Below are 19,458 nucleotides of genomic sequence, written 5' to 3'. Positions count from 1 at the left end.
TTTATATAGGAAATATAATGGTCAGGACAGCGAAATCAGCGCCTTACTTGGGAAATGTGGGCTGGCCTGTTGCTGCTGACCGACGACGGCGAGTTCCTGCACCGCGTCACAAGCCCGAAACGGAAGGTCAGCAAGACCTATCGCGCGACCCTTTCCCGCCCCCTGAATGAGGATGAGGTGGAGCTGTTCGCCTCTGGTACCCTGATGCTGAAGGGTGAGACGAAACCGCTGGACCCCGCAGTGCTGAAGGTCGTCGCACCGACCGAAGCATATCTGACGATTACCGAGGGACGATACCATCAGGTGCGCCGCATGTTTGCAGCCTGCGGGAACCATGTTGAGGCGCTACATCGCGAAAGATTGGGGCAATTACACTTGCCCGGGGATCTGATTGCCGGCGCATGGAGACAGCTTGCGGGAGAAGAGCGGCAATTGATCTTTCTATAGCGAAATGGATGCGAAATATTTGCTGCCTAGCGGGTATAGCGAGACCTGGACAAGGTTTATGGTTTCCACAGACCCGGTTCACGGTCGCCGCTGTTTCCGACGGAATTTTCAAAAATCTGGAAGCGCCGTGCTGAGATTGTGGACAGGTTGGGGTGGCGCTCACGCGCCACCCTTCGCCATGCGGTAAACCGGGATGCCCATCTTGCGGGCCTTGTCGGCGAGGTTCTCCTGGATGCCGGTGCCGGGGAAGATGATGACACCGATCGGCAGGCAGTCGAGCATCTGGTCATTGCGCTTGAAGGGCGCGGCCTTGGCGTGTTTGGTCCAGTCCGGCTTGAAGGCAACCTGCGGCACCTTGCGGTTGCTGGCCCAGGTGGCGGCGATGCGCTCGGCACCCTTCGGGCTTCCACCATGCATCAGCACCATGTCCGGGTGTTTGGCGTGGATCTGATCGAGACGGTCCCAGATCGTGCGGTGATCGGTGGTATCCCCGCCGGAGAATGCAACCTTCGGCCCCGGCGGGACCAGCATCTCGGTCTCGGCGATCTTTTTGGCGGCGAGAAAGTCGCGGCTGTCGATCATCGCTGCGGTCAGATGGCGATGATTGGTACGTGAGCCCGAACGCGGGGCCCAATGGGTGCCGGTCACGCGCAAGAAGATGTCAGCGGCGGTTTCGCGGAAGAGTTCCAGGCTCTCACGGCGCTCGATCAGATTGCCGCCGATGCCGATCAGGCTCTCGAGTTGGACGGATTTGACCTCGCTGCCATCCTGTTCGCGCTGGAGGCGTTTCTGCGCCTGCTCGTTGTCATCCAGTTTGCGTTCGATCCGCTCGGCGGCGCGGTGGAAGGTGTTGACGGTCGACCAGAGGATCTCGTCGAGGTCGAAATCGAGGCTGGTATCGGCCATGGTGGAAATGAGGGCATCGAAGATGTCGGAGACTGCGGTCTGGATGGCCTGGTCTTCGGGGGTGGGCCGGGGATCTGCCTCGCCCTCGGCGGGACGATAGCCATAGAGCTGCATGTCCTCGATGATGTGGCCGGTCGGGGAAATGGTGTGATCGGGCTCGAATGTGTCCTGGGCATACATGGGATGCATCCTTCGAATTGGACCGCGACCGTCGCGGCCTTCTGGCGACGACAAGCCCACGGGCGCTCCGGCCGGGCAGCCCGCGCACCCGCGGGCCTTGATGGCAAAGCCAGGCTGATTTGCTTCGCGATGTAAAGGCGGGGCAGACGGGGTCCCCGCGCGACTTGTCGCGTGGGGTGGCGGGCCCGCCGACGGAAATCAGTCGGGCGCCGCCATTGCCGGGCCGGAGCGTTTGTGGGCCGCTCGCCCTCTGAGAAGGCCTCGGCGCGGTCCTCTTGCCGAAGGGGGTTGCCTCCTCTGTGTGCCCGGGCAGGAGCGCGCCCGCCCGATCACCCTCCCCGTTCCCGGCGGATCAGCGTAGGGTCATGAAGCGGCTGACGTCCTCCGGGGCGAGTTGCCCCCGGACCTGCGCCCGAAGTGCCTCCAGACCCGGTCCCATGAGATCGTCGTTGAAATCCCCCAGCATGGGCGAGAGCGTGATGGGTTCGATCCCGGCCTCGTGTGCCCGGGCGACCAGACTGTCCCGCGCGCCGTCGCCGGCCGGATCATTATCGCGGATGATATAGAGCCTGCGCAGAGTAGCCGGGAACAGGATGGCTGCGAGATGTCCTGCGGAGAGAGCCGCGAGCATCGGCATCTTTGGCAGGATCTGGCGCAGCGAGAGCACGGTCTCGATGCCCTCTCCTGCCGCCATGACATCTTGCACGTGACCAAACCGGACCGCGTTGCCGAGCAGATCTCCCATCGCCTTTCGCGGCGGGTCTAGAGGCGCTTTCCCGCTGCCATCGCGGGTGAGCCAGGTGCGGTGCACGCCGGTGAGTTTGCCGTCGAGATCGGTGATCCTGGCGATCAGCGCGGGCCAGGTCTCGGTCGGACCTGCGCCTTCCGGGCGGTAGTAGCAGTCAGGGTGAAAGCGAAGGTTGTCGGTATCGCGCAGATCCTTCAGGCCGCGCTTGCGCAAATAGGTGCCGGCCAGCGTGCCCCGGATGGACCGGGACATGCGCCAGAGCCGCTCTGCAGCGTCAGGTGATCCAGAAGGAACTGGTGCCGATCTGCGCGTCTTCGCCTCCGGTGCCGGTTCGAGCTGCGGCAGGCTGAGGAATCGACGGGCTTCCTCGGCCACATCGGCGAAGTCGCTAAGGCAAAGGCTTTCGCGGATCACATCGAGCAGATCACCGTGCTCGGCCGTAGCGCTATCGGTCCACTTTCCAGCAGCACCTTTGCCCGACGCCGGACCCGTCAGACGGACGAACATCGACCGCCCCGGTTCATTGCGCACATCGCCGACCTGCCAGTAATTGCCCTGTTTGCGGCCATTCGACAGATAGTGCCGACACACCGCCTCGGCCTGTTGGCCAAGACGGTGCGACAGATCGGCGGCATCGATGCGAGCCATCACGACACCTCATGCCGAAAATAACTATACACACTTTTATTGTGCCGTGAGGCACGTTGCCCTATCTTGAGCGCATGGATCTGGACTGGGACGAAGACAAACGCGCGCGCACCCTGCAGGAACGGGGCCTCGACTTTGCCGATGTTGCCGCGGCGCGTTGGGATGACGCCCTGACCGCCGAGGATCTGCGGGAGGAATACGGCGAGCGCCGCTTTGTCAGCCTCGTCCCGATCCATGACCGGCTTTGCGTGGTGGCCTGGTGCGTCCGCGGCAAGGCGCTGCGGGTGATCAGCCTGCGCAAGGCCAACACAAGGGAAAGGAAGCGCTATGAACAAGGATAGGCCGCTGATCGATAGCGATGGCGAGGTCGGCGATCTCGGCGACAGCTTCTTCGCCACCGCTCGGCGTGGACGCCCGGCACTATTGCCGGGCGAGAAGAAGGTTCGGATGAACCTGATGATCGACGCCGACATCGCCGCAAAGCTGAACGAAGTCGGCAACAAGAGCGCCTTCGTCACCGAGGCGCTGCGGAAAGCGTTGGCAGGATAGGTCATCATGCCGCCTCCCGCTCGGTGATACGGCTGATCGGATAGACCGCGAGCAGTTTGCCGAGGATGTCGGTGCCATTTGCACCCACCGGCACGAAGAAGCGCAGCTTCCAGGAGATGATCTCGCTGAAGAGCCCCCAAGCCCGCAGCCGCTCGCGCATCGCTTCCGAGAAGCCGGTCAGTTCGATCCGGTTCGCTCCCATCACCCGCGAGCGACGCAGTTGCAGGCCCTCGGCAAGATCGAGGACGGTCCGCCCGTCGAGCAATGCGGCGTAGGCCTGATCCGGGGTCAGGCTGGACGCTCCGCTTGCGGTGGCGTTCGTTGCCCAGGCGGGCGAGACCCGGCGGCCGATGATCCGCTCGCCGTCATCGGTCTGCAGGCGATAGACGCGGGTCTCATCCTGCGGCAGGCGCTTCCAGACCGGCAGCAGCAACCCCGAAACCACATGCAGCGTGGCATCCGAGAACTCCGGCACATCGGCGACCTCGGCCCGCCATGCGGCCGCGAAGGTCTTACTGTCAGTCTCAACCCAAAGCGTGTCACTCATCATCCTGACGGACATGCTGAAGGCTTCCATCGGCCGGATCAAGCGCACACGACGTTCTATCTCGCCATCGTCAAGCATGATCGAGGTGGTCGGCACCTGCACAGCCGCGCGGCCGGAGCGGCTGTTGACCAGCAAGACTGCGCGTGGATCGTCCAACTCGTCGAGCACAGCATCGAGCAGCAAGGGCGTGTTGCGCCGCCGCTCAGTGATGGTCAGGAGCCGGGTCTCGGCCCCGGTGCCGGGATGGGAGTAGATCACCTGCCGGTCGGTGACAGTGAAGCTTTCGGCCTTCAGCGTCTCGAGACCCAGATCATAGATCCCCGCCGCGATCGCCCCCTCGACCTTGGCCTCCAGCAGCTGCTCGAAAGCGGTGAAGAGAATGCCTTGCAATTCGATGGTCAGCGCCAGCAAGCGGTTGAGGAAGGTAGTGATCGGCGGCAGCTCATCCTTGATGCCGTTTGAGTCCATCAGCTTCAGGCCGGTGGCGGATTCAAACCGCTCCAGCGAGCAACCCTCGACCTTGCCGCGTACCAGCAGGAGGTAGAGCTGACGCAAAGCAGCCCGGGCATAGGGGCTTTCCAGATTGTCTTCGGGCCGGAACAGCCCCTGCCCGCCGGTCTGGCGTTGCCCGCGGGTGATCGCCCCGAGCGTGTCGAGCCGCCGTGCGATGGTGCTGAGGAAGCGCTTTTCCGCCTTCACATCGGTCGCAATCGGCCGGAACAGGGGCGGCTGCGCCTGATTGGTGCGATTGGTGCGCCCAAGGCCCTGAATGGCGGTGTCAGCCTTCCAGCCCGGTTCCAGCAGATAATGCACCCGCAGGCGCTGGTTCCGCGCCGAGAGTTCGGCGTGATAGCTGCGCCCGGTGCCGCCCGCATCCGAGAAGACGAGAATGCGCTTGCCGTCATCCATGAAGGCCTGGGTCTCGGCGAGATTGGCTGACGATGGGCGGTTCTCGACCGCCAGCCGAGCTGCCGGGCCATCACCCTTGCGGATGATCCGGCGCGAGCGACCAGTGACTTCCGCCACCATCTCGGTGCCAAAATGCTGGATGATCTGATCGAGCGCCCCTGGGACCGGCGGCAGGCCGGCCAGATGCTCGATCATCGCATCGCGCCGGGAGACCGCCTCGCGGCTCTCGACGGGTTGGCCATCCCGGAACACCGGCCGCGAGCTGACATTGCCCCCACCATCGCTGAAGGGCTCGTAGAGCTGCACCGGGAAGGAATGCTGCAGGTAGCTCATGACATATTCGCGCGGAGACAGGTCCGTGTTCAGATCGTTCCATTCCTCGGTCGGGATCTCGGCCAGCCGCCGTTCCATCAAGGCTTCGCCGGTCGAGACTATCTGGATCACGGCCGCATGGCCCGCTTCCAGATCCTCCGTGATCGAGCCCAGCAGGGTCGGCGTTTTCATCGAGGTCAGCAGATGGCCAAAGAAGCGCTGCTTGGTGCTCTCGAAGGCCGAGCGGGCAGCGGATTTGGCCTGACGGTTCAGCGTGCCATCCGAGCCGGTGATGTTCGCCGCATCCATCGCCGCATCGAGATTGTTGTGGATGACCGCGAAGGCCCCGGCATAGGAATCGTAGATCCGGCGCTGTTCTTCGGTCAGCTGGTGCTCGATCAGCTCGTATTCGACCCCATCATAGGAGAGTGACCGCGCCGTGTAGAGGCCTAGCGAGCGCAAATCGCGCGCCAGCACCTCCATGGCTGCCACGCCGCCTGCCTCGATCGCCTCGACGAACTCTGCTCGGGTGGCAAAGGGAAAGTCTTCACCGCCCCAGAGGCCAAGGCGCTGCGCATAGGCGAGATTGTGTACCGTCGTCGCTCCGGTCGCGGAGACATAGACCACACGGGCATCTGGCAGCGCGTGCTGGAGCCGCAGGCCTGCCCTGCCCTGCTGTGAGGCCGCGACATCGCCGCGCTCGCCCTTGCCCCCGGCAGCATTCTGCATGGCGTGGCTCTCATCGAAGATGACCACCCCGTCGAAATCCGACCCCAGCCAGTCCACGATCTGGCGAACCCGCGAAACCTTCTCGCCCCGATCATCCGAGCGCAGCGTGGCATAGGTGGTGAAGAGGATGCCTTCGCTGAGCGTGATCGCCTTCCCCTGCGCGAAGCGGGAGAGCGGCGTGATCAGCAGCTTCTCCTGGCCGAGGGCCGACCAATCGCGCTGCGCATCCTCGATCAGCTTGTCGGATTTGGAGATCCAGAGTGCCTTGCGCCGGCCCCGCAGCCAGTTGTCGAGGATAATCCCGGCCGATTGCCGTCCTTTGCCCGCGCCCGTCCCATCGCCCAGCATGAAACCGCGCCGGAAGCGGACAGCGCCAACTGCATCCGGTGCGGCGGCGCTGACCTTGTCCATGGTCTCGTCCAGCGTCCAGGAGCCAGCGAGGTGATCACTATGCGCCTCACCCGCATAGATCACCGTCTCGAGCTGCGCGTCCGAGAGACGGGCGCAGATGTCAGCGGGCAGAAGTGGCCGGTAGGAGGGACGGGGCGGCGCGACCGAGGCCATTGCGGCGGATTGCACGAGTTTGGTCGGATGCGGGGCCGCGCCGGGAATACGGATCGCCTGCAGGGCATATTCTTCATAGATCGCGTCCGAGAGCCGCGCGGCTTCAGGCGGCGTCCAGTCCAGCGTGTCATAGGCGAGCTCGACGGCATTGGAAGTCGTCAATGTAACCTGAGGAGACTTCGTCGCACCGGCCTGCGCAAGGTAGGAGCGCACCGTACGGGCGGCGGCCGGTGCTGCCGGTGGCCGGGGCAGATCGACCACGCAGCGCGGCGGCACTTGGGCAGCGATCCACCTGAGCAGCGTCGCAACATCGGGCGCAATGCCAGAAGAGGCCGGGAAGGAGGAAGGATCTTCGGCCGGGATCTTGTCGATCACCGTCAGCCGCGTGTCGAACGTGGTGCCGTGCTTTGCATAGGCGGCGCCGTCCACGGCGGCGGTGAAGGCCACGCGGCCATGCTCCTGCAGCCGGATGAAGGCCTCGCGCCAAGCCGGTGCTTCGGGGCCGAACCCAGCACCGGTGATGGTCACCAGCCGCCCGCCAGGGGCGAGTCGCGCCAGAGCGGAAACGATATGGCGGAAAGCGGCATCTGCCACGCGCGTGGTGACATTGGCCAGCGCAGAGAAGGGCGGGTTCATCAAGACAACGGACGGCACGACTCCTGCATCGAGGTGGTCGTGGATCTGGGCGGCATCGAACCGGGTGACAGGCAAGGCCGGGAAGAGAGAGGAGAGAAGATCCGCGCGGGTCTCGGCCAGTTCGTTCAGCGCGAGGCTGCGGCAAGCAATACCGGCAAGGATTGCCATCAGGCCGGTGCCGGCTGAGGGCTCCAGCACCAGATCCGCGGGCGTGATCGACGCGGCGGTGACAGCTGCGAGCCCGAGCGGAAGGGGCGTGCTGAACTGCTGCAGCGCCTGGCTTTCCTCGGAACGCCTTGTATGGCTCGGCAGCAGGGCGGCGATCTTCGTCAGCGCCGCGAGACGCGCCTCGGGCGCAGCCGCTTTGCGGAGCAATGCGCTGCCGAATTTGCGCAGGAACAGAACCGTGGCGACTTCACAGGCCTCATAGGCATCTTTCCAATCCCAGAGGCCGGAAGCGTCAGATGCACCGAATGCGGTCTCCATAGCACCGCGCAGCACCGTGCTGTCGATGCGCCGGCCGCGTTCGAGATGCGGAAGAAGCTCCTCCGCTGCTGTGAGAATGCAGCGGGCGGCCGGAACAGGAGTGGGCGCGACCGGCGCTTGCGCCGTGGCCGCGGGGGACAGATCGTTCATCGGGGAGACCCTCGGGAGAGCAGAGCACTGGACAGGCCCGGACAGCGCTCTCTCTCAACCGTCCGGAACCTGCCCGTTCCGGCCCCCTCTCGACCTCTCACGCTGAACCGGACAGACCCGTAACCTCCGCGCAGTGGCCGCGGCTCACCCCTCGGCGCCCCCCACCTCAGTCGGGCCCTGCGTCAGGGATCTATGCCCGAAAGGGGGAAGACGGCGACGCTGGCTTCCGTCCGCCAGGACCTGAGCCCGGTCCCGGCTGCGCCGGGAGACGTCAAAATCAAGACCCTGATCAAGAGGAGGAACTCACTGCCCCTCGTCGTAAAGAGCCCTTAGCGGTTGTTCGCGGCGCGCTATGCTCACAGGATACTCTCCCACGCTAATATGAAAATGTCGCCATATCAGAAGGCTGAACGCGCTGCTTCGACTTCCCCTTCCAGTGATATGGACAGCCTCTCTATATCAGACATCACCTCTCCAAGGTTCTCAGATTTGTTAATATAGAACCAATCGATAGTGAATTTGAGCGTCTCACCGAGTTGCACATTTGCTCCCTCTATAGGAGGCAATGCAATTGCACGTAGCTGTATATTTTCGCCAGCCCGTGCATGATCTTTCGCCCATCAGGCCAGAAACTCAAGCGCCTTTAGGCCCTTTTCGTCCCTTCTGACTGTGAAATTTATTGATAAGCGAAGCTCGCTAGGTAAGGCACCTTCGGTGCGACGTATGGTTGCGGCAGGCAAATCGCCAAAAAATCCAAGCAGAGACAGGTCCGACAGCGCGATATCGGGAAGGTAAGTTTTTGCGACATCCACCGACTTGATTCCAGGAATAGAGTATACGGCCAGTGTGAGCCTAGCTTCATAGAGGGCCGTACGTTTTCAGCCGATGAGGGTCCGGACAGGGTAGAAAGAGAAATAAGAAACGCAGCAATGAGGCGCATAACCCACCTTTTCAGATCGAATATCTATGGGGATGATTACCATTTGATGCTGACACGGATTACGTGGATTATCCAAGCAGTTCTTCGACGTCTACTGAGTGGGCGCTTTGTGCTTGTGTCGTCCCGACCGCGTCGCGCTGACAGCTCAAACAGCCTGCACCGCATACAGCATGCGCTACTGCTGCGCGCAGCCTGCGGGTTGCATAATGGATTTGCAACGGTATGTTACAACCCGTGATCATCGGTAGATGACACCTCAGGTTTGGTCGAATTCCGACGAAGCCCATCGCTGCTCTGCCATCGTCTGCTTTCATGCGGAGCACAAGCAAACTCTCGGCTCAACAGCCTTAGTCCGGTTCTCCGGGCGATGACGGCTGCACTGCTTCGAGTCAGGAAACAATTGGCAAAAGGTGCTATGCAGATCCAGCAACTAGGAACCCCCCTCACCCTTCTACTTCTGACACTATTTTTCGGCGTGACGTTCTTGATCACGCTCTCCATCGGTCGCAAACAAGAGAACGCCGATCACTACATGACCGCAGGCAATAAAGTTGCCTTTGGTATCTCCGCCGCCTCTATGACGGCGACTTGGATATGGGCCTCCTCGCTGTATGCGTCAGCGACCTCTGGCTACATCTACGGTATCTCCGGCCCAATACATTACGGCCTTTGGGGTGCCTTGATGATCCTCTTCATCTACCCATTCGGGCGAAGGATCCGCAGCCTCGCACCCAATGCTCATACGCTTGCCGAGATCTTGCATGTGCGTCACGGCCGCTCCAGCCAGCTGCTTCTGGCCGGCTCCAACGTGCTCGGTAGCCTTCTGAGCTTGACCTCCAACTTCATTGCAGGCGGCGCGCTCATCGCCATGCTCTCGCCACTCAGCTTTTCGGCGGGGGTTCTGGTGATCGCGACAGGCGTTCTGCTTTATACGCTCTGGTCGGGCATCCGCGCTTCGATCCTGACCGACTTCGTGCAGGTCTGCGCCATGCTAGGTGCCGCGGCGATCATCGTACCGACAGTATTCTTCACTGCGGGCGGCCCCGAGATCTTCACGACCGGCGCCGTCAACTTGACGCCGGAGCAGCAAAACTTCTTCTCCTCCGAGGCCTTCCTAAACCAAGGCGCGCCCTATATTGCGGCGGTCCTCGCCTATGCGATCGGCAACCAAACCATCGCGCAGCGTCTCTTTGCGGTGCGCGAGGACAAAATTAAGCAGACCTTTATCACTGCCACCGTCGGATACGGCGCGACGGTTATCGGGGTGGGCATGCTCGGGGTGCTTGCGCTTTATCTTGGTATCGAGCCTCTTGACGGTGACGTCAACAACCTCATCCCGCAACTCGCCGCCAGCTATCTCGGAACCGCGATGCTCTGCGTCTTCTTCGTGATGATCATCGGCGCAATGGCCTCGACCGCGGATAGCGACCTTTCCGCCCTCTCTTCGATCATGATGACGGATTTCTACGGCCGAAACATAGCCAAGCCCGGCCGCGCCGACCCCAAGCTGATGCTGTTGGTCGGGCGCTGTACGATGATCACAGCGACGGGAATCGCCGTTTATATCGCGTCAAATCGCTTGAACATCCTTGATCTTTTGGTCCTCGTTGGTGCGATCTGGGGGGCTTTGGTATTTCCCGTGATCGCAAGCTTCTACTGGAGCCGCGTGACCAACAAGGCCTTCAGCATCGCGGTTGTGGCGGCGCTGGCAGTATTCTTCCCCGTACGCTTTGGCTTGATCGAGCTTGTCGGACCCATCGCCCTTTTTTCTGACCTTCTTTCGGTCGTGGGCGTCGGCGTCATCGCCGGATTGATGGTGTTTGGCTTTCTCGGTCTTAAGGCCAGCCTTATCGCAGGGAGCCTCGTGACGCTAGCCGTCCTGCCCTTCGGCATGGGCTTTCTGCATCTCTATCCGGTGCTGACTGCATCTCTGCTGGCCTACTCAATCAGCACGCTGCTCTGCGTCGGAATCTCCCTACTGGGCGATCAACACTTCGACTTCGAGGTCATCGCCCAACAAACCGGGCGTTTCGATCGCGCCGCAAAACAGGAGTGACACTATGAATGCTGTATTTCTTAGCGCTTATCTGCTTGCTTGGCCGCTGATAGTTGGGGTTGTACTTGCAGTGATCGTAACGGCATTCGGCAAAGAATGGCGCGATGCGCGTAAAGCCGGACGATCCATGATGTAAGTCTCACCGGGGTGATGATGCAGGGCCCCTTGCACGGGCTCTGTATCGCTTCCTACCCGTGTCCGCTTAAGCTTCCTCGGCGCCACGATCCCATGCAAACAGCCCCCTACTTTGACTTTCTGTGACGACGTGCTTCCTGCATCTATCGCAACACTCTCGTTCATCGAAGCCCAACTGCGCGCCCTGCACCTTTGCGACATAGTCGATTTCAAGATCGCGCCCACAGTCTAGTCCCACTTATGAGGTGGATGCGGTGCGGCATCAATTCTCCGGACCTCTAACATAGCTCTGTGGCGTGCCCTGAATTCAGCAGCGACACATAGCGAAACATCAGCTGCGAGCATGGTCCGGCCGTAAGCTGCCTCCTGACCGGTATTCTCGCAGTCGGTCCATACTTTAGCTTTGAAATTCGTATATTCGGTTGGCCTGAAGATCAGCATTTCTTGTTGTAGGTCATCAAAAATCAGCTCAGCGGAAACCGCCATTGCAAGTGCACAGAGGCTCAAAGAGTGCTGGCTAAGATCGCACGCTTCGATCGAGCTCTTGATGTCCTCAACGGGGATATTCGTGCGCCTGAACATTTCGGAGAGCACAGCCTCCGTTTGGGCCCCCGCCACACAAGGTATAAGACAAAATACTAACGGCAGCAGTTTCTGGTATTTCAACATGAGCAGTCTCCATCTGACACCTACCTATAGACGGTCCCTGAGGCCGATATCTTGGGGGTCCTGTCAGCATAGCGCCGCGGTCCTTGATCAGCTTGGCAACCGCCTTCTCCCATTTCACGCCATAGGTTTTGACAAAGACGTCGAAAGCCGCATTTGCTGCGGCTTTGGTCTCGGCTTGCCATATATCGTGCAAATGGCCTTTGGCTTTTTCTTGCATGGACTTGGAGATGGCGTTCAGGACGTTGATCGTTTTATGGACCCAACATCTCTGTTCCCGCGTCGCAGCGAAAATCTCCCGCAGAGCGGTCCAAAGCGCCGTCGCCGATGGCCAGTTTTGGGTCTTGTTTCAAGCCGCGCTTCGATTTCATCTCGACCGCTCTGCACCCTTACCGCGAGGCCATCGGCCCCGCTTTCGAACGCGCCTTAGCTGCCGCAATCAAATCCGCCAGATAATCGGCCCGCGCCAATAGTTGCCTCTCCGGCCACGTCATAGCACTATCCCTTACAGTCTTTCACGAGGTCCCCATGCGTATCCTGAGCCTGCTTCTCCTGCTTGCCCCCACCACCACATTGGCCGATGTCCCCGTGCTGCCGGAACTGTTCTCGGTCACCGGCGTGACAGCCAAGGACGTGCTCAATATCCGCCTCGAGCCCAATGCCAGCGCGGCGATCATCGGCAGCGTCGCGCCCGACACCAAGGATATCGAGGTGGTGGAATTCTCCGAAGGCAGCGATTGGGCATGGATCAATGGCGGCGAAAGCGGCGGCTGGGTCTCCAGACGCTTCCTGCAGATGCAGCCCAGCATGTGGAAGACTGGCGCTTTGCCCGCCTCGCTCAGCTGCGTCGGCACCGAACCGTTCTGGAGCATCACCTTTGCAGAAGGCAAAGCCACGCTCGACACGCCCGACAGCGAACCGAAAAGCTACCAGATAGAGCATATCAACGATCGCGGATTTGCCGAAGACCGGATGCGCGCGGTGCAGGCAGGCGCGCTGACCGCCGTTATCGTCCCGCAGCAATGCTCGGACGGGATGAGCGATCGCAGCTATGCCCTGCAGGCAATCATCAGCCTGCGCGAGGGCGACAGGCCCATGCTGGCGGGCTGCTGTACGATCACGCCGCGCTAACGAATGAAGCTGCTTAGAAAGAGCTTGGGCCAGCTGGCAGGTCTGGCACTGGTTTTCGCGGCGATGCTGGCTGTCTTCGCAGGCGCGATCCGGCTTTCCCGTCATCTCCTCGGAGAAGATGGCCTGCTGGTCGGCGTGTTGATAGGCGGGATCACCAATGCCTTGGTGCTATACGGGGTCCAGCACCTGGCCCAGGTTGTGGCGCGCAAGGTGCAAAAGGCACAGCAGAGAATAGAAGCGAATGAATAGAACGATCAAATCCATCGCAGTGGTTGCGGGGATCTTCTTCCTCGGGATGATTACCGGCCTCGCTCTGCCGCAATTCAACATCTGGCCCTATTCAGCCTGTCATGGCCTTGGGGGCGCGATCGAGATTACCCATTACGATGGCAGTGGTCTGCACGGTTCCAACTGCGTAATCCCCTGGACGGAAAAAGCCACCCGACCGCAGTGAGATCCTTTGGGTCCTTTCTGGGCAAAACTCGCATGCGGGTAATTCGCACCCCGTGGGTGCCAGCACGCTTAACCAGCGATGAAGCCTTAACTTAGCTTGCGCCCGCACTTCATGCCGAGTAATCCCTCGAAATTGCGCCACCTGACAGAAGCACATCACACGATGAAGCCGCGAGCACGCGGCGCGCGGCACTGCCCAAAATCAACTTGGATACCGCGCTCTTTCCGTGAATGCCAAGCGCGATGAGGTCTGTTCTTCCGCTCCTCGCCAGCCGCACCAGCGCCGTGGCGGGATCGCCGCGAACGACCCGGATTCTTCCTGTCAGAGCGAGATCTGCACGGATAGAGCGCAATTCTACGTAGGCAATCTTTGCTTTGGCTTGACGATATTGGTCGAGCTCGGCCTGAGAGGTTCCCACTTTCAGCATGGCCTGCTCGAACGTAAGCGGGATCTCGAGGAAGTGTAGCAACTCAAGTTTCGCCGAGGGGGCTATTTGCGCAGCGCTCTGTGCTGCCGCAAACGACATTGGGGAAAAATCAATGGCCGCAATCACACGGTGGTATGGCTCGTCGGCCGCGCGCTTGACGACCACGATCGGACATACCCCGGCGCGGACGACCCGGTCGGCGGTCGAGCCGAATATTCTTTCGCGCAGATTTTGAGGCTTTCCTGGTCCGATGACAAGTAGATCAGCAGCGTGGTCGCGGATCAGACGCTCGATAAACTGGTCGGCTTTGCCGCATTCGACCTCGATTTCTGTCTGAACCGTCGCACTCTCGGCCATCTGCTTGAGTGATGCGATAGCCTCTGCCTCCAGCACGTTAGCGATTGCTTCCTCGTTGGCTGGAGCCGGAAGATCGGGATCAGATTTCGGAATGCTCTCGATCGCATGAGCCAGCACGAGCTTGGCCCCGTGGTCGACTGCAAGCCGGATCGCGCGGCGCGCTACCTGCTGCTCACCATTTTCGAGGGCGATCGCTGCAATGATTGTTTTGATCGTCACGCCGGATCTCCTGACATGAGGGGAGGAGCCAAGCGGTATGGGCTCCTCCCGTGGTTACTAGACTGGATAGCGTAGAACCGCGGCGAGCTCACCCTTTCCTGGCATATCCTCGCGCCGCACGCCCATGACACGGGCGCCGCTCGCCAGCGCACGTGCCGCGATCTCATCGACAACACCATAGGCCTTTGCGTCATCTTTCTCGACGTAGGTGACCGCCCCGCTTTCATCATCGACAAAGCCGGGAACGGTGGTGTCGATATCGATGAGCAGCGTGTCGATGCCACCAAAGGTTGCCGCCCGCGCGGCGTCCGCCATGTCGGTCGTCGCGCGGTTGTCCCCGGCACGTTTGTCGAAAAGCGCATGGATGTCGGAAATTTCGGATGCATAAGCCTTATCGAGGATGGGTCGGGCCTTATTGGCAAGCTGCGCCTCACTGAACTGGTCAGGGCTGTCGGCGATCGTATCCTTCAAAAGATGCGGATAGGAGCAGGTCTGGGCGAAGAGCGACGCCAGCCTGCCGGTGGCGGCAAGAACCAGCGGGGACTCGCGACCAGACAATACTTGGCGAAGTGCGGCGTCAACCTTGCGGACATATTGCTGAAGGCGGACGTTCTGTCCTTCGGATCCATGAATGCGACCGCTGAAGGTGCGGTCGTTCAAGGTCGACTTGCCTGCCGAGGACGCAGCATCCTTGGGCATATCGGGCACCTTCACCACCTCCGGCGCAAGATCGGCATGCATCTCGACAAAGCGGACGGCGTTTTCCGAAAGTGCGAGAATGAAAGCGGAATGTGGGAAGGTGACGGCGCGCAAAAGCGGCTTCAAATGGAAACGGTCGGAAACCTGCACCATCGAGGTCAAATCATTGGCCAGCCGATAGGCGCGGATCGAGTCCGCCGTCGCGAACACGGCTAGCTAGCCAGATGTCATCTTGGTGCAAGTGAGCAGAGCCATGGCAGAGCAGACGACACCGGAGGGGCAGCAGAAGCCTTGAGTGAGAGCGCGATAGGTGCCAGCGAAATATAAATACCCTCCGACACTTGCGTCGGATGGTTCAAAGAATTCATGCCGACAGAACTGGGAAGAGGTTCAGTCGATGGCCTGGAATATCTCCGCAGCCTCGGGATGATCGCCCGCAAATTCATAGAGCCGCGCGTAGCCCTCGACCAGTTGATCAGAGGCATGGTGGAATGAGAGGTGCGAGAAGGCGAACAGGGTTGCGATAATCCCCGCCGCCTCGGCCGATACCTCGCCCTGCCAGCCGTTGCCGCTACAGGCCATGCGGTAGCGCGCTTTCGAGGTCGGGGCCATAAAGAGCGGCCGTCCGGCCCGCTCATAGAAGTCCCAATGGCCTCCGGCGTAGTCCAGCGGGCTCAGGCTGTCCATCATGGCATAGACCATGTTCTCGGCGACAAGCATTCGGGTTGGCCCGAACAGCTCGGGTAAAAAGGTAGGGCGGCGCTCTTCGGCCGCCCGGGCAACAGTGGTCATCGTGCTCATGGGATCGAACTCCTCGGAAAGGGAAAACCTCGAGCCCGGCGGCGCTCTCTTTCCTGCCGCTCGGCTCACAGAACTCCCTCCCCCGCTCTGCCTCTCCCCGGCGCCGATTGATTTTGTTCCCTATATGTTCTATATTGGAGCTCAACCCAGCACGGGAGATCCACGATGGAACCTGTCCCTCATGCCTTGGCGGTGACACCGCGCCAGATCGCCTATGCCCGCTCGCTCGCCCTCCGGAACAAGACCCTGCTGCCCTGGGAGGTCCAACAGGATCGCCGCAGTCTCAGCACATGGATCGAAGCTCAAGCGCGCCTGAAACCTCTGAACGATGGCCAACCTACATCCAAGCAGGTTGCCTTTGCTGAACGGCTTGCGCGACTTCGGCGGCGTGCCCTCCCGGACGAATGCTTCCGCGACCGGCAGCTGCTGTCCCGGTGGATCGACAGCAATCGCTGAGCCTGAATCGCGGCCCGGCTGGCAGCCGGTTGATCAGGCCCGTCGCCCGCTTTCCGTGAACGTGTAGCCATTGGTGAGCACCGCTTCATCGACCGCAGCATCGGAAGACAGATAGTCGTACTCCTGCTCGAGCTGCCGGTAGAGCAAGCGGGCAAGGTCGCGCAGCAGGTCCGTAACAGTGCTCTCGGCATCGTCGGTCAAGTCCTGACCGACCGGGCTTTCGCGCGTGACAGCGATGTCCATGGTGAATGCATGATAATACCTGCCGCGATGCCGGACTTCCGCCTGCAACTGGTAGAAGTTGCGGCGCTGGACCGCCACGAGCGCATCTGCAATCCGATGCAGTTCCCGGTCCATTGGCGCGTAGGAGCGAATGGCAGAGCAAACGCCCTTGCTGAAGGAATAGCTTCCCTCCCACGCCGCCCCATCCCCTTGCGACCAGAACCCGGTGAACCAGATGCAGGGGCTTTCGCTGATCCCGCCGCCCATCAGCCGGGATGTCCGGGTCCGGAGACGAATTCCGAGGATCTCCGTAATTCGCTGGAAGTCCTCATAGACGGCATCATACCAGTCGTGATCAAAGGCACCTTCACGATACCAGCCCCGGGCATTGTCTTTGGCGGCCTCCGGCAGCTCGTCATAGCGATAGACCGTGATCTCGATGATCGAAGACATCACGCGGCCCTCCGCTGCAGAAGCGCGAGCTGTGCAGCATCGCGCCAGAACGGATCGACCAGGCGCCCTTCGGTCGCGGCAGCCTGCCTGCGCAAACCACTGGCTTCGGCATGTCTGCCCAAATCGGTGAGATGCTGCGCTTCAGCCCGCTGGCGGCAGGCCAGGGTGACCACCGCCCGCGCTTCAGTATCGCTGGCGACGGGCTGGCACCAGGTCACGTGCCGGTTTGAGACTTCGCCAGCGAGCACCAACCCATGTTCCGCATCAAGCACCGCGATCATCTGCGGCGTGAAGCCGAGCGCCGGATCATCGCCACAGGCAATTTCGCCGCTTCCAAGGCGCGTTGACACCAGCATCATCGCATCCACAAGGCTGTCACAGGTGCCGAGATCGACGCTGCGCTCGAAGGCCCACTGCTCGAGCTCGGGATCGAGATAGCGCGCCTCGCCGGAACAGCTTACGGTCAGAGGATAGCGCTGCGCCAATTGAAGCTGCGCAAGGGCCTGGCTGATCAGCACCCGCCCGGCGGATCGAAACCCTGCAGTTGAGCCAGAATAGGACATCGCGGTGTCTCCACGACAGGCAGCGGAAGCCTCTCTCCCACCTCATGACCCGTCGCTTTGCCCCGCCCCCCACCTCTCCCTCTCGACCGCGCAGCAGACGCGCGCGGCCGAGAAAGTTGGTATGGCTGGTCAACCAGTTCCATCGGTCAGATCTTGATGCCGTGCGGGATCGACCACGAACCCGAACAAACCGGGTTCATACTCGACTGACGGAACGAGGAAGCGCCGGCGCTCGACGCTCGGGCCACGCTTCGCTCCCGGCGTAGCCGTCGTTTCCACGAAACCGGGAAAGCGATCCGAACTGACCGCCGAGATCACAATCCAGTCTGCAGCGTGCTGACGCTCGAAGATCTGGCGATCCCGCTCCCGGGATTCGCCGGACTGAAGGGCGCAGCCATGAATGGCCTCCCAGGCTTCCGGCCAGTGATTGCGCAGTGTCTCATCGGACAGCCGGCGTTCATAGGCTGTGAACAGTTCCGGCAGCGCCTGCGCGACCGCCGCCCATTCAGCGTCCTCCTCGTAGAACCCGGAGGAGGAACGCAGCAGCGGATGCACACAGGCATTTTGCTCTGGCGCAAGCTGGAATCCGCCATGCCCGGCGGTGGAATGGCAAAGGACGCCTTCTCCATAGATTGTCGCGCCCTGCGACGCGTCCCATGGCGTATGGACCCGCGAACCAACCTCACGCCGCCCGAGTGCCGCGCGCTCACGCTGGTGTTCGGCAGTCTCGGCGACCAGCGCCCGGAACGCGGCCTCGTCGGCCACGTCGCCGGAGTGACCGTAAAAGTCATCGCGCCGCCAAGTGTCGAACGGGCGAGAAAGCCGCCAGCCCGTCGCAAGGAAATGCCGTCCCGCCCGGGTCGGCACCATGGCAAAGGCGGTGTCGCCGACGCGCGCGACCAGCAGGTCATCAGCGCTGCGACCAAACTCGACGACGGGCAGAAACCGGGAGGGAGAGGCGGGTATGATCGGAACCGTGGTGTTCATCCTGCGACCGCCTCCACGACGTCGATGTCCTCGCCATTCAGCACAGCATTCAGCCATTCATGTGTGCTGATCCAGCCAATGCTCTTGCGGGCCCCGAGATCGATGACATGCGCCCCGCCACCGAAAGCCTCAACCCTGGGTCGGGAGCAGGTATTGGCATAGTCGAACCCCCAGAGGCCGGTGAGATTCAGCTCTTCGGCAAGACGAAGCACGAAGTTAATGACGCCCTCAACATCGCCCTGATCATCATCATGGATCCAGAGTTGCGAGCCGCTCTGCCCGTCCTGCTGGACGAGATCGAAGCCGTTGAATGCAGGCTCATCGGCGTCCGCCTCTTCAGCGCGCAGGCGGTGGAACAGCGCCATCGCCTTGGCGGCATTCTCAGGCGAGCCCGCATCAAGCAGGCAGGAGAAATGGGTGAAATAGTCGGCCATGACAGGCTCCTTGTCAGAAATGGAAAGCCCGGCGCGAGGCCGGGTCTGGTCGGGATTGGACTGAAGGAAAGGGTCAGGTGCCTGGGGACGTGGGAGAGCCTTGCGGCGCTGCAGTCGCATGGGCGGCCAGCATCTGGCGGTAGAACCGCCGCCGGGCGAGCCTGAGGCCGGGATCCCTGCGGATAGTGGGATGGAAGGCCCGAGCCGCGGCGCGCAGGACCGTAAACCCTGAGACATCGGGGGAAAGGCCGAGAAGGGGATAAAATGGATCAGGTGTCCGGGTCGGAGCAGTCTGCAACGGCTCCACTTCGGTCTCGATCTTCTGGGGGCGGCCCATCCAGGGTTCAGGGCGGATCGCGCGCGCCCAGTCGGCGAAGCTCGGAATGTGGCCGAGATCCTCGCGGACATGTTGCTCGCCCACCCAACGGGTCGGGATCACCCGGCCGGAGGACAGGGTCAGCGTCTTGCCGAACACGGTTTCCATGAGGAAGATGCCCTCGGCATGATGGCGCAGCGCACGATGCCGGAAGTCAGCAAGGATCAGCTTCGAGGCATCGAACCAGGAGTGCAGGTCGATGTAATCCTCGACCACGCCGCCCCATTTCTTCACCGAGGACAGGGCATGATGATAGGGATGTGCCATGTTC

20 protein-coding genes and 2 pseudogenes are annotated in these 19,458 nt (G+C 61.5%); 9 read left to right on the top strand and 13 right to left on the bottom strand.

Annotation, left to right across the window (positions count from 1 at the left end; translation table 11 throughout):
• Positions 1–69: 69 nt before the first annotated feature.
• Positions 70–447, top strand: coding sequence for a pseudouridine synthase (locus Q9295_RS12690; RefSeq protein WP_306680930.1), 378 nt, complete (start codon positions 70–72; stop codon positions 445–447).
• A gap of 159 nt (positions 448–606) precedes the next feature.
• On the opposite strand, the gene Q9295_RS12685 is transcribed toward Q9295_RS12690, so the two are convergent.
• Both Q9295_RS12685 and Q9295_RS12680 read right to left on the bottom strand, forming a co-directional pair.
• A complete protein-coding gene (locus Q9295_RS12685; protein WP_306680929.1) occupies positions 607–1,533 on the bottom strand; it encodes a DUF2493 domain-containing protein in 927 nt (308 codons plus the stop codon).
• Positions 1,534–1,885: 352 nt separating this feature from the next.
• Positions 1,886–2,929 (bottom strand): DUF7146 domain-containing protein, encoded by a 1,044-nt coding sequence (locus tag Q9295_RS12680; protein ID WP_306680928.1) that lies wholly within the window; start codon positions 2,927–2,929, stop codon positions 1,886–1,888.
• Positions 2,930–2,985: 56 nt separating this feature from the next.
• Between Q9295_RS12680 and Q9295_RS12675 the strand changes: the two genes are divergently transcribed.
• Both Q9295_RS12675 and Q9295_RS12670 read left to right on the top strand, forming a co-directional pair.
• Positions 2,986–3,270 carry a BrnT family toxin gene (locus Q9295_RS12675; protein WP_306680927.1) on the top strand — a complete coding sequence of 95 codons (285 nt, stop codon included), beginning with the start codon at positions 2,986–2,988 and terminating at the stop codon, positions 3,268–3,270.
• Complete coding sequence (locus Q9295_RS12670; protein ID WP_020952624.1) at positions 3,257–3,478, top strand: hypothetical protein; 222 nt, start codon at positions 3,257–3,259, stop codon at positions 3,476–3,478. Before Q9295_RS12675 ends, Q9295_RS12670 begins: the two co-directional genes overlap by 14 nt.
• Positions 3,479–3,482: 4 nt before the next feature.
• On the opposite strand, the gene Q9295_RS12665 is transcribed toward Q9295_RS12670, so the two are convergent.
• Complete coding sequence (locus tag Q9295_RS12665) at positions 3,483–7,811, bottom strand: strawberry notch-like NTP hydrolase domain-containing protein (RefSeq protein WP_306680926.1); 4,329 nt, start codon at positions 7,809–7,811, stop codon at positions 3,483–3,485.
• Positions 7,812–9,118: 1,307 nt separating this feature from the next.
• Between Q9295_RS12665 and Q9295_RS12660 the strand changes: the two genes are divergently transcribed.
• Positions 9,119–10,807: a sodium:solute symporter family protein gene (locus tag Q9295_RS12660; RefSeq protein ID WP_306680925.1), complete on the top strand. Its 1,689-nt coding sequence runs from the start codon at positions 9,119–9,121 to the stop codon at positions 10,805–10,807.
• 4 nt (positions 10,808–10,811) lie between these two features.
• Entirely contained in the window at positions 10,812–10,943 is a 132-nt protein-coding gene (locus Q9295_RS12655; protein ID WP_306680924.1) for a putative transporter small subunit, read from the top strand.
• A gap of 227 nt (positions 10,944–11,170) precedes the next feature.
• On the opposite strand, the gene Q9295_RS12650 is transcribed toward Q9295_RS12655, so the two are convergent.
• Complete coding sequence (locus tag Q9295_RS12650; protein ID WP_306680932.1) at positions 11,171–11,611, bottom strand: hypothetical protein; 441 nt, start codon at positions 11,609–11,611, stop codon at positions 11,171–11,173.
• A 61-nt stretch (positions 11,612–11,672) separates the two neighbouring features.
• Positions 11,673–11,970, bottom strand: a pseudogene (locus Q9295_RS12645) (transposase); the annotation flags it as partial.
• A gap of 166 nt (positions 11,971–12,136) precedes the next feature.
• On the opposite strand from Q9295_RS12645, the gene Q9295_RS12640 reads away from it, so the two are divergent.
• From Q9295_RS12640 to Q9295_RS12630, 3 genes are read left to right on the top strand one after another with little or no spacing between them, the layout of a single operon-like run.
• Complete coding sequence (locus tag Q9295_RS12640) at positions 12,137–12,739, top strand: peptide-binding protein (RefSeq protein WP_306680923.1); 603 nt, start codon at positions 12,137–12,139, stop codon at positions 12,737–12,739.
• Positions 12,740–12,763: 24 nt separating this feature from the next.
• Positions 12,764–12,988, top strand: a complete 225-nt coding sequence (locus Q9295_RS12635) for a hypothetical protein (RefSeq protein WP_306680922.1) — start codon at positions 12,764–12,766, stop codon at positions 12,986–12,988.
• Positions 12,981–13,193 carry a hypothetical protein gene (locus tag Q9295_RS12630; RefSeq protein ID WP_306680921.1) on the top strand — a complete coding sequence of 71 codons (213 nt, stop codon included), beginning with the start codon at positions 12,981–12,983 and terminating at the stop codon, positions 13,191–13,193. Before Q9295_RS12635 ends, Q9295_RS12630 begins: the two co-directional genes overlap by 8 nt.
• 109 nt (positions 13,194–13,302) lie before the next feature.
• Here the strand turns inward: Q9295_RS12630 and Q9295_RS12625 are convergent, their stop codons facing one another.
• From Q9295_RS12625 to Q9295_RS12615, 3 genes are all read right to left on the bottom strand, one after another.
• A complete protein-coding gene (locus Q9295_RS12625; RefSeq protein WP_306680920.1) occupies positions 13,303–14,196 on the bottom strand; it encodes a universal stress protein in 894 nt (297 codons plus the stop codon).
• A 57-nt stretch (positions 14,197–14,253) separates the two neighbouring features.
• Complete coding sequence (locus Q9295_RS12620; protein WP_306680919.1) at positions 14,254–15,105, bottom strand: baeRF11 domain-containing protein; 852 nt, start codon at positions 15,103–15,105, stop codon at positions 14,254–14,256.
• Between the two features lie 180 nt (positions 15,106–15,285).
• The gene (locus tag Q9295_RS12615) at positions 15,286–15,696 is read right to left on the bottom strand and encodes an antirestriction protein (protein WP_306680918.1); all 411 of its coding nucleotides are present in this window, start codon (positions 15,694–15,696) and stop codon (positions 15,286–15,288) included.
• A 165-nt stretch (positions 15,697–15,861) separates the two neighbouring features.
• On the opposite strand from Q9295_RS12615, the gene Q9295_RS12610 reads away from it, so the two are divergent.
• A complete protein-coding gene (locus tag Q9295_RS12610; protein ID WP_306680917.1) occupies positions 15,862–16,152 on the top strand; it encodes a hypothetical protein in 291 nt (96 codons plus the stop codon).
• Between the two features lie 33 nt (positions 16,153–16,185).
• Here Q9295_RS12610 and Q9295_RS12605 read toward each other — a convergent pair whose 3' ends face one another.
• The 5 genes and pseudogenes from Q9295_RS12605 to Q9295_RS12585 form a co-directional block, all read right to left on the bottom strand.
• Entirely contained in the window at positions 16,186–16,827 is a 642-nt protein-coding gene (locus Q9295_RS12605; protein ID WP_306680916.1) for a DUF8835 domain-containing pootine, read from the bottom strand.
• A complete protein-coding gene (locus Q9295_RS12600; protein WP_306680915.1) occupies positions 16,827–17,390 on the bottom strand; it encodes a hypothetical protein in 564 nt (187 codons plus the stop codon). The genes Q9295_RS12605 and Q9295_RS12600 overlap by 1 nt, the downstream gene beginning before the upstream one ends.
• Before the next feature lie 129 nt (positions 17,391–17,519).
• Complete coding sequence (locus Q9295_RS12595; protein ID WP_306680914.1) at positions 17,520–18,377, bottom strand: DUF7007 domain-containing protein; 858 nt, start codon at positions 18,375–18,377, stop codon at positions 17,520–17,522.
• Positions 18,374–18,811, bottom strand: a complete 438-nt coding sequence (locus tag Q9295_RS12590; protein ID WP_306680913.1) for a hypothetical protein — start codon at positions 18,809–18,811, stop codon at positions 18,374–18,376. The genes Q9295_RS12595 and Q9295_RS12590 overlap by 4 nt, the downstream gene beginning before the upstream one ends.
• A 283-nt stretch (positions 18,812–19,094) precedes the next feature.
• Positions 19,095–19,454, bottom strand: a pseudogene (locus tag Q9295_RS12585) (DUF6915 family protein); the annotation flags it as partial.
• Positions 19,455–19,458: the final 4 nt, after the last annotated feature.

It is taken from the genome of Pseudogemmobacter lacusdianii (assembly GCF_030848395.1).
In the GTDB taxonomy this organism is placed as follows: Bacteria; Pseudomonadota; Alphaproteobacteria; order Rhodobacterales; family Rhodobacteraceae; genus Pseudogemmobacter; species Pseudogemmobacter lacusdianii.
The sequence above is the reverse complement of the archived record's forward strand: the minus strand, read 5'-3'. Positions and strand labels throughout refer to the sequence as shown.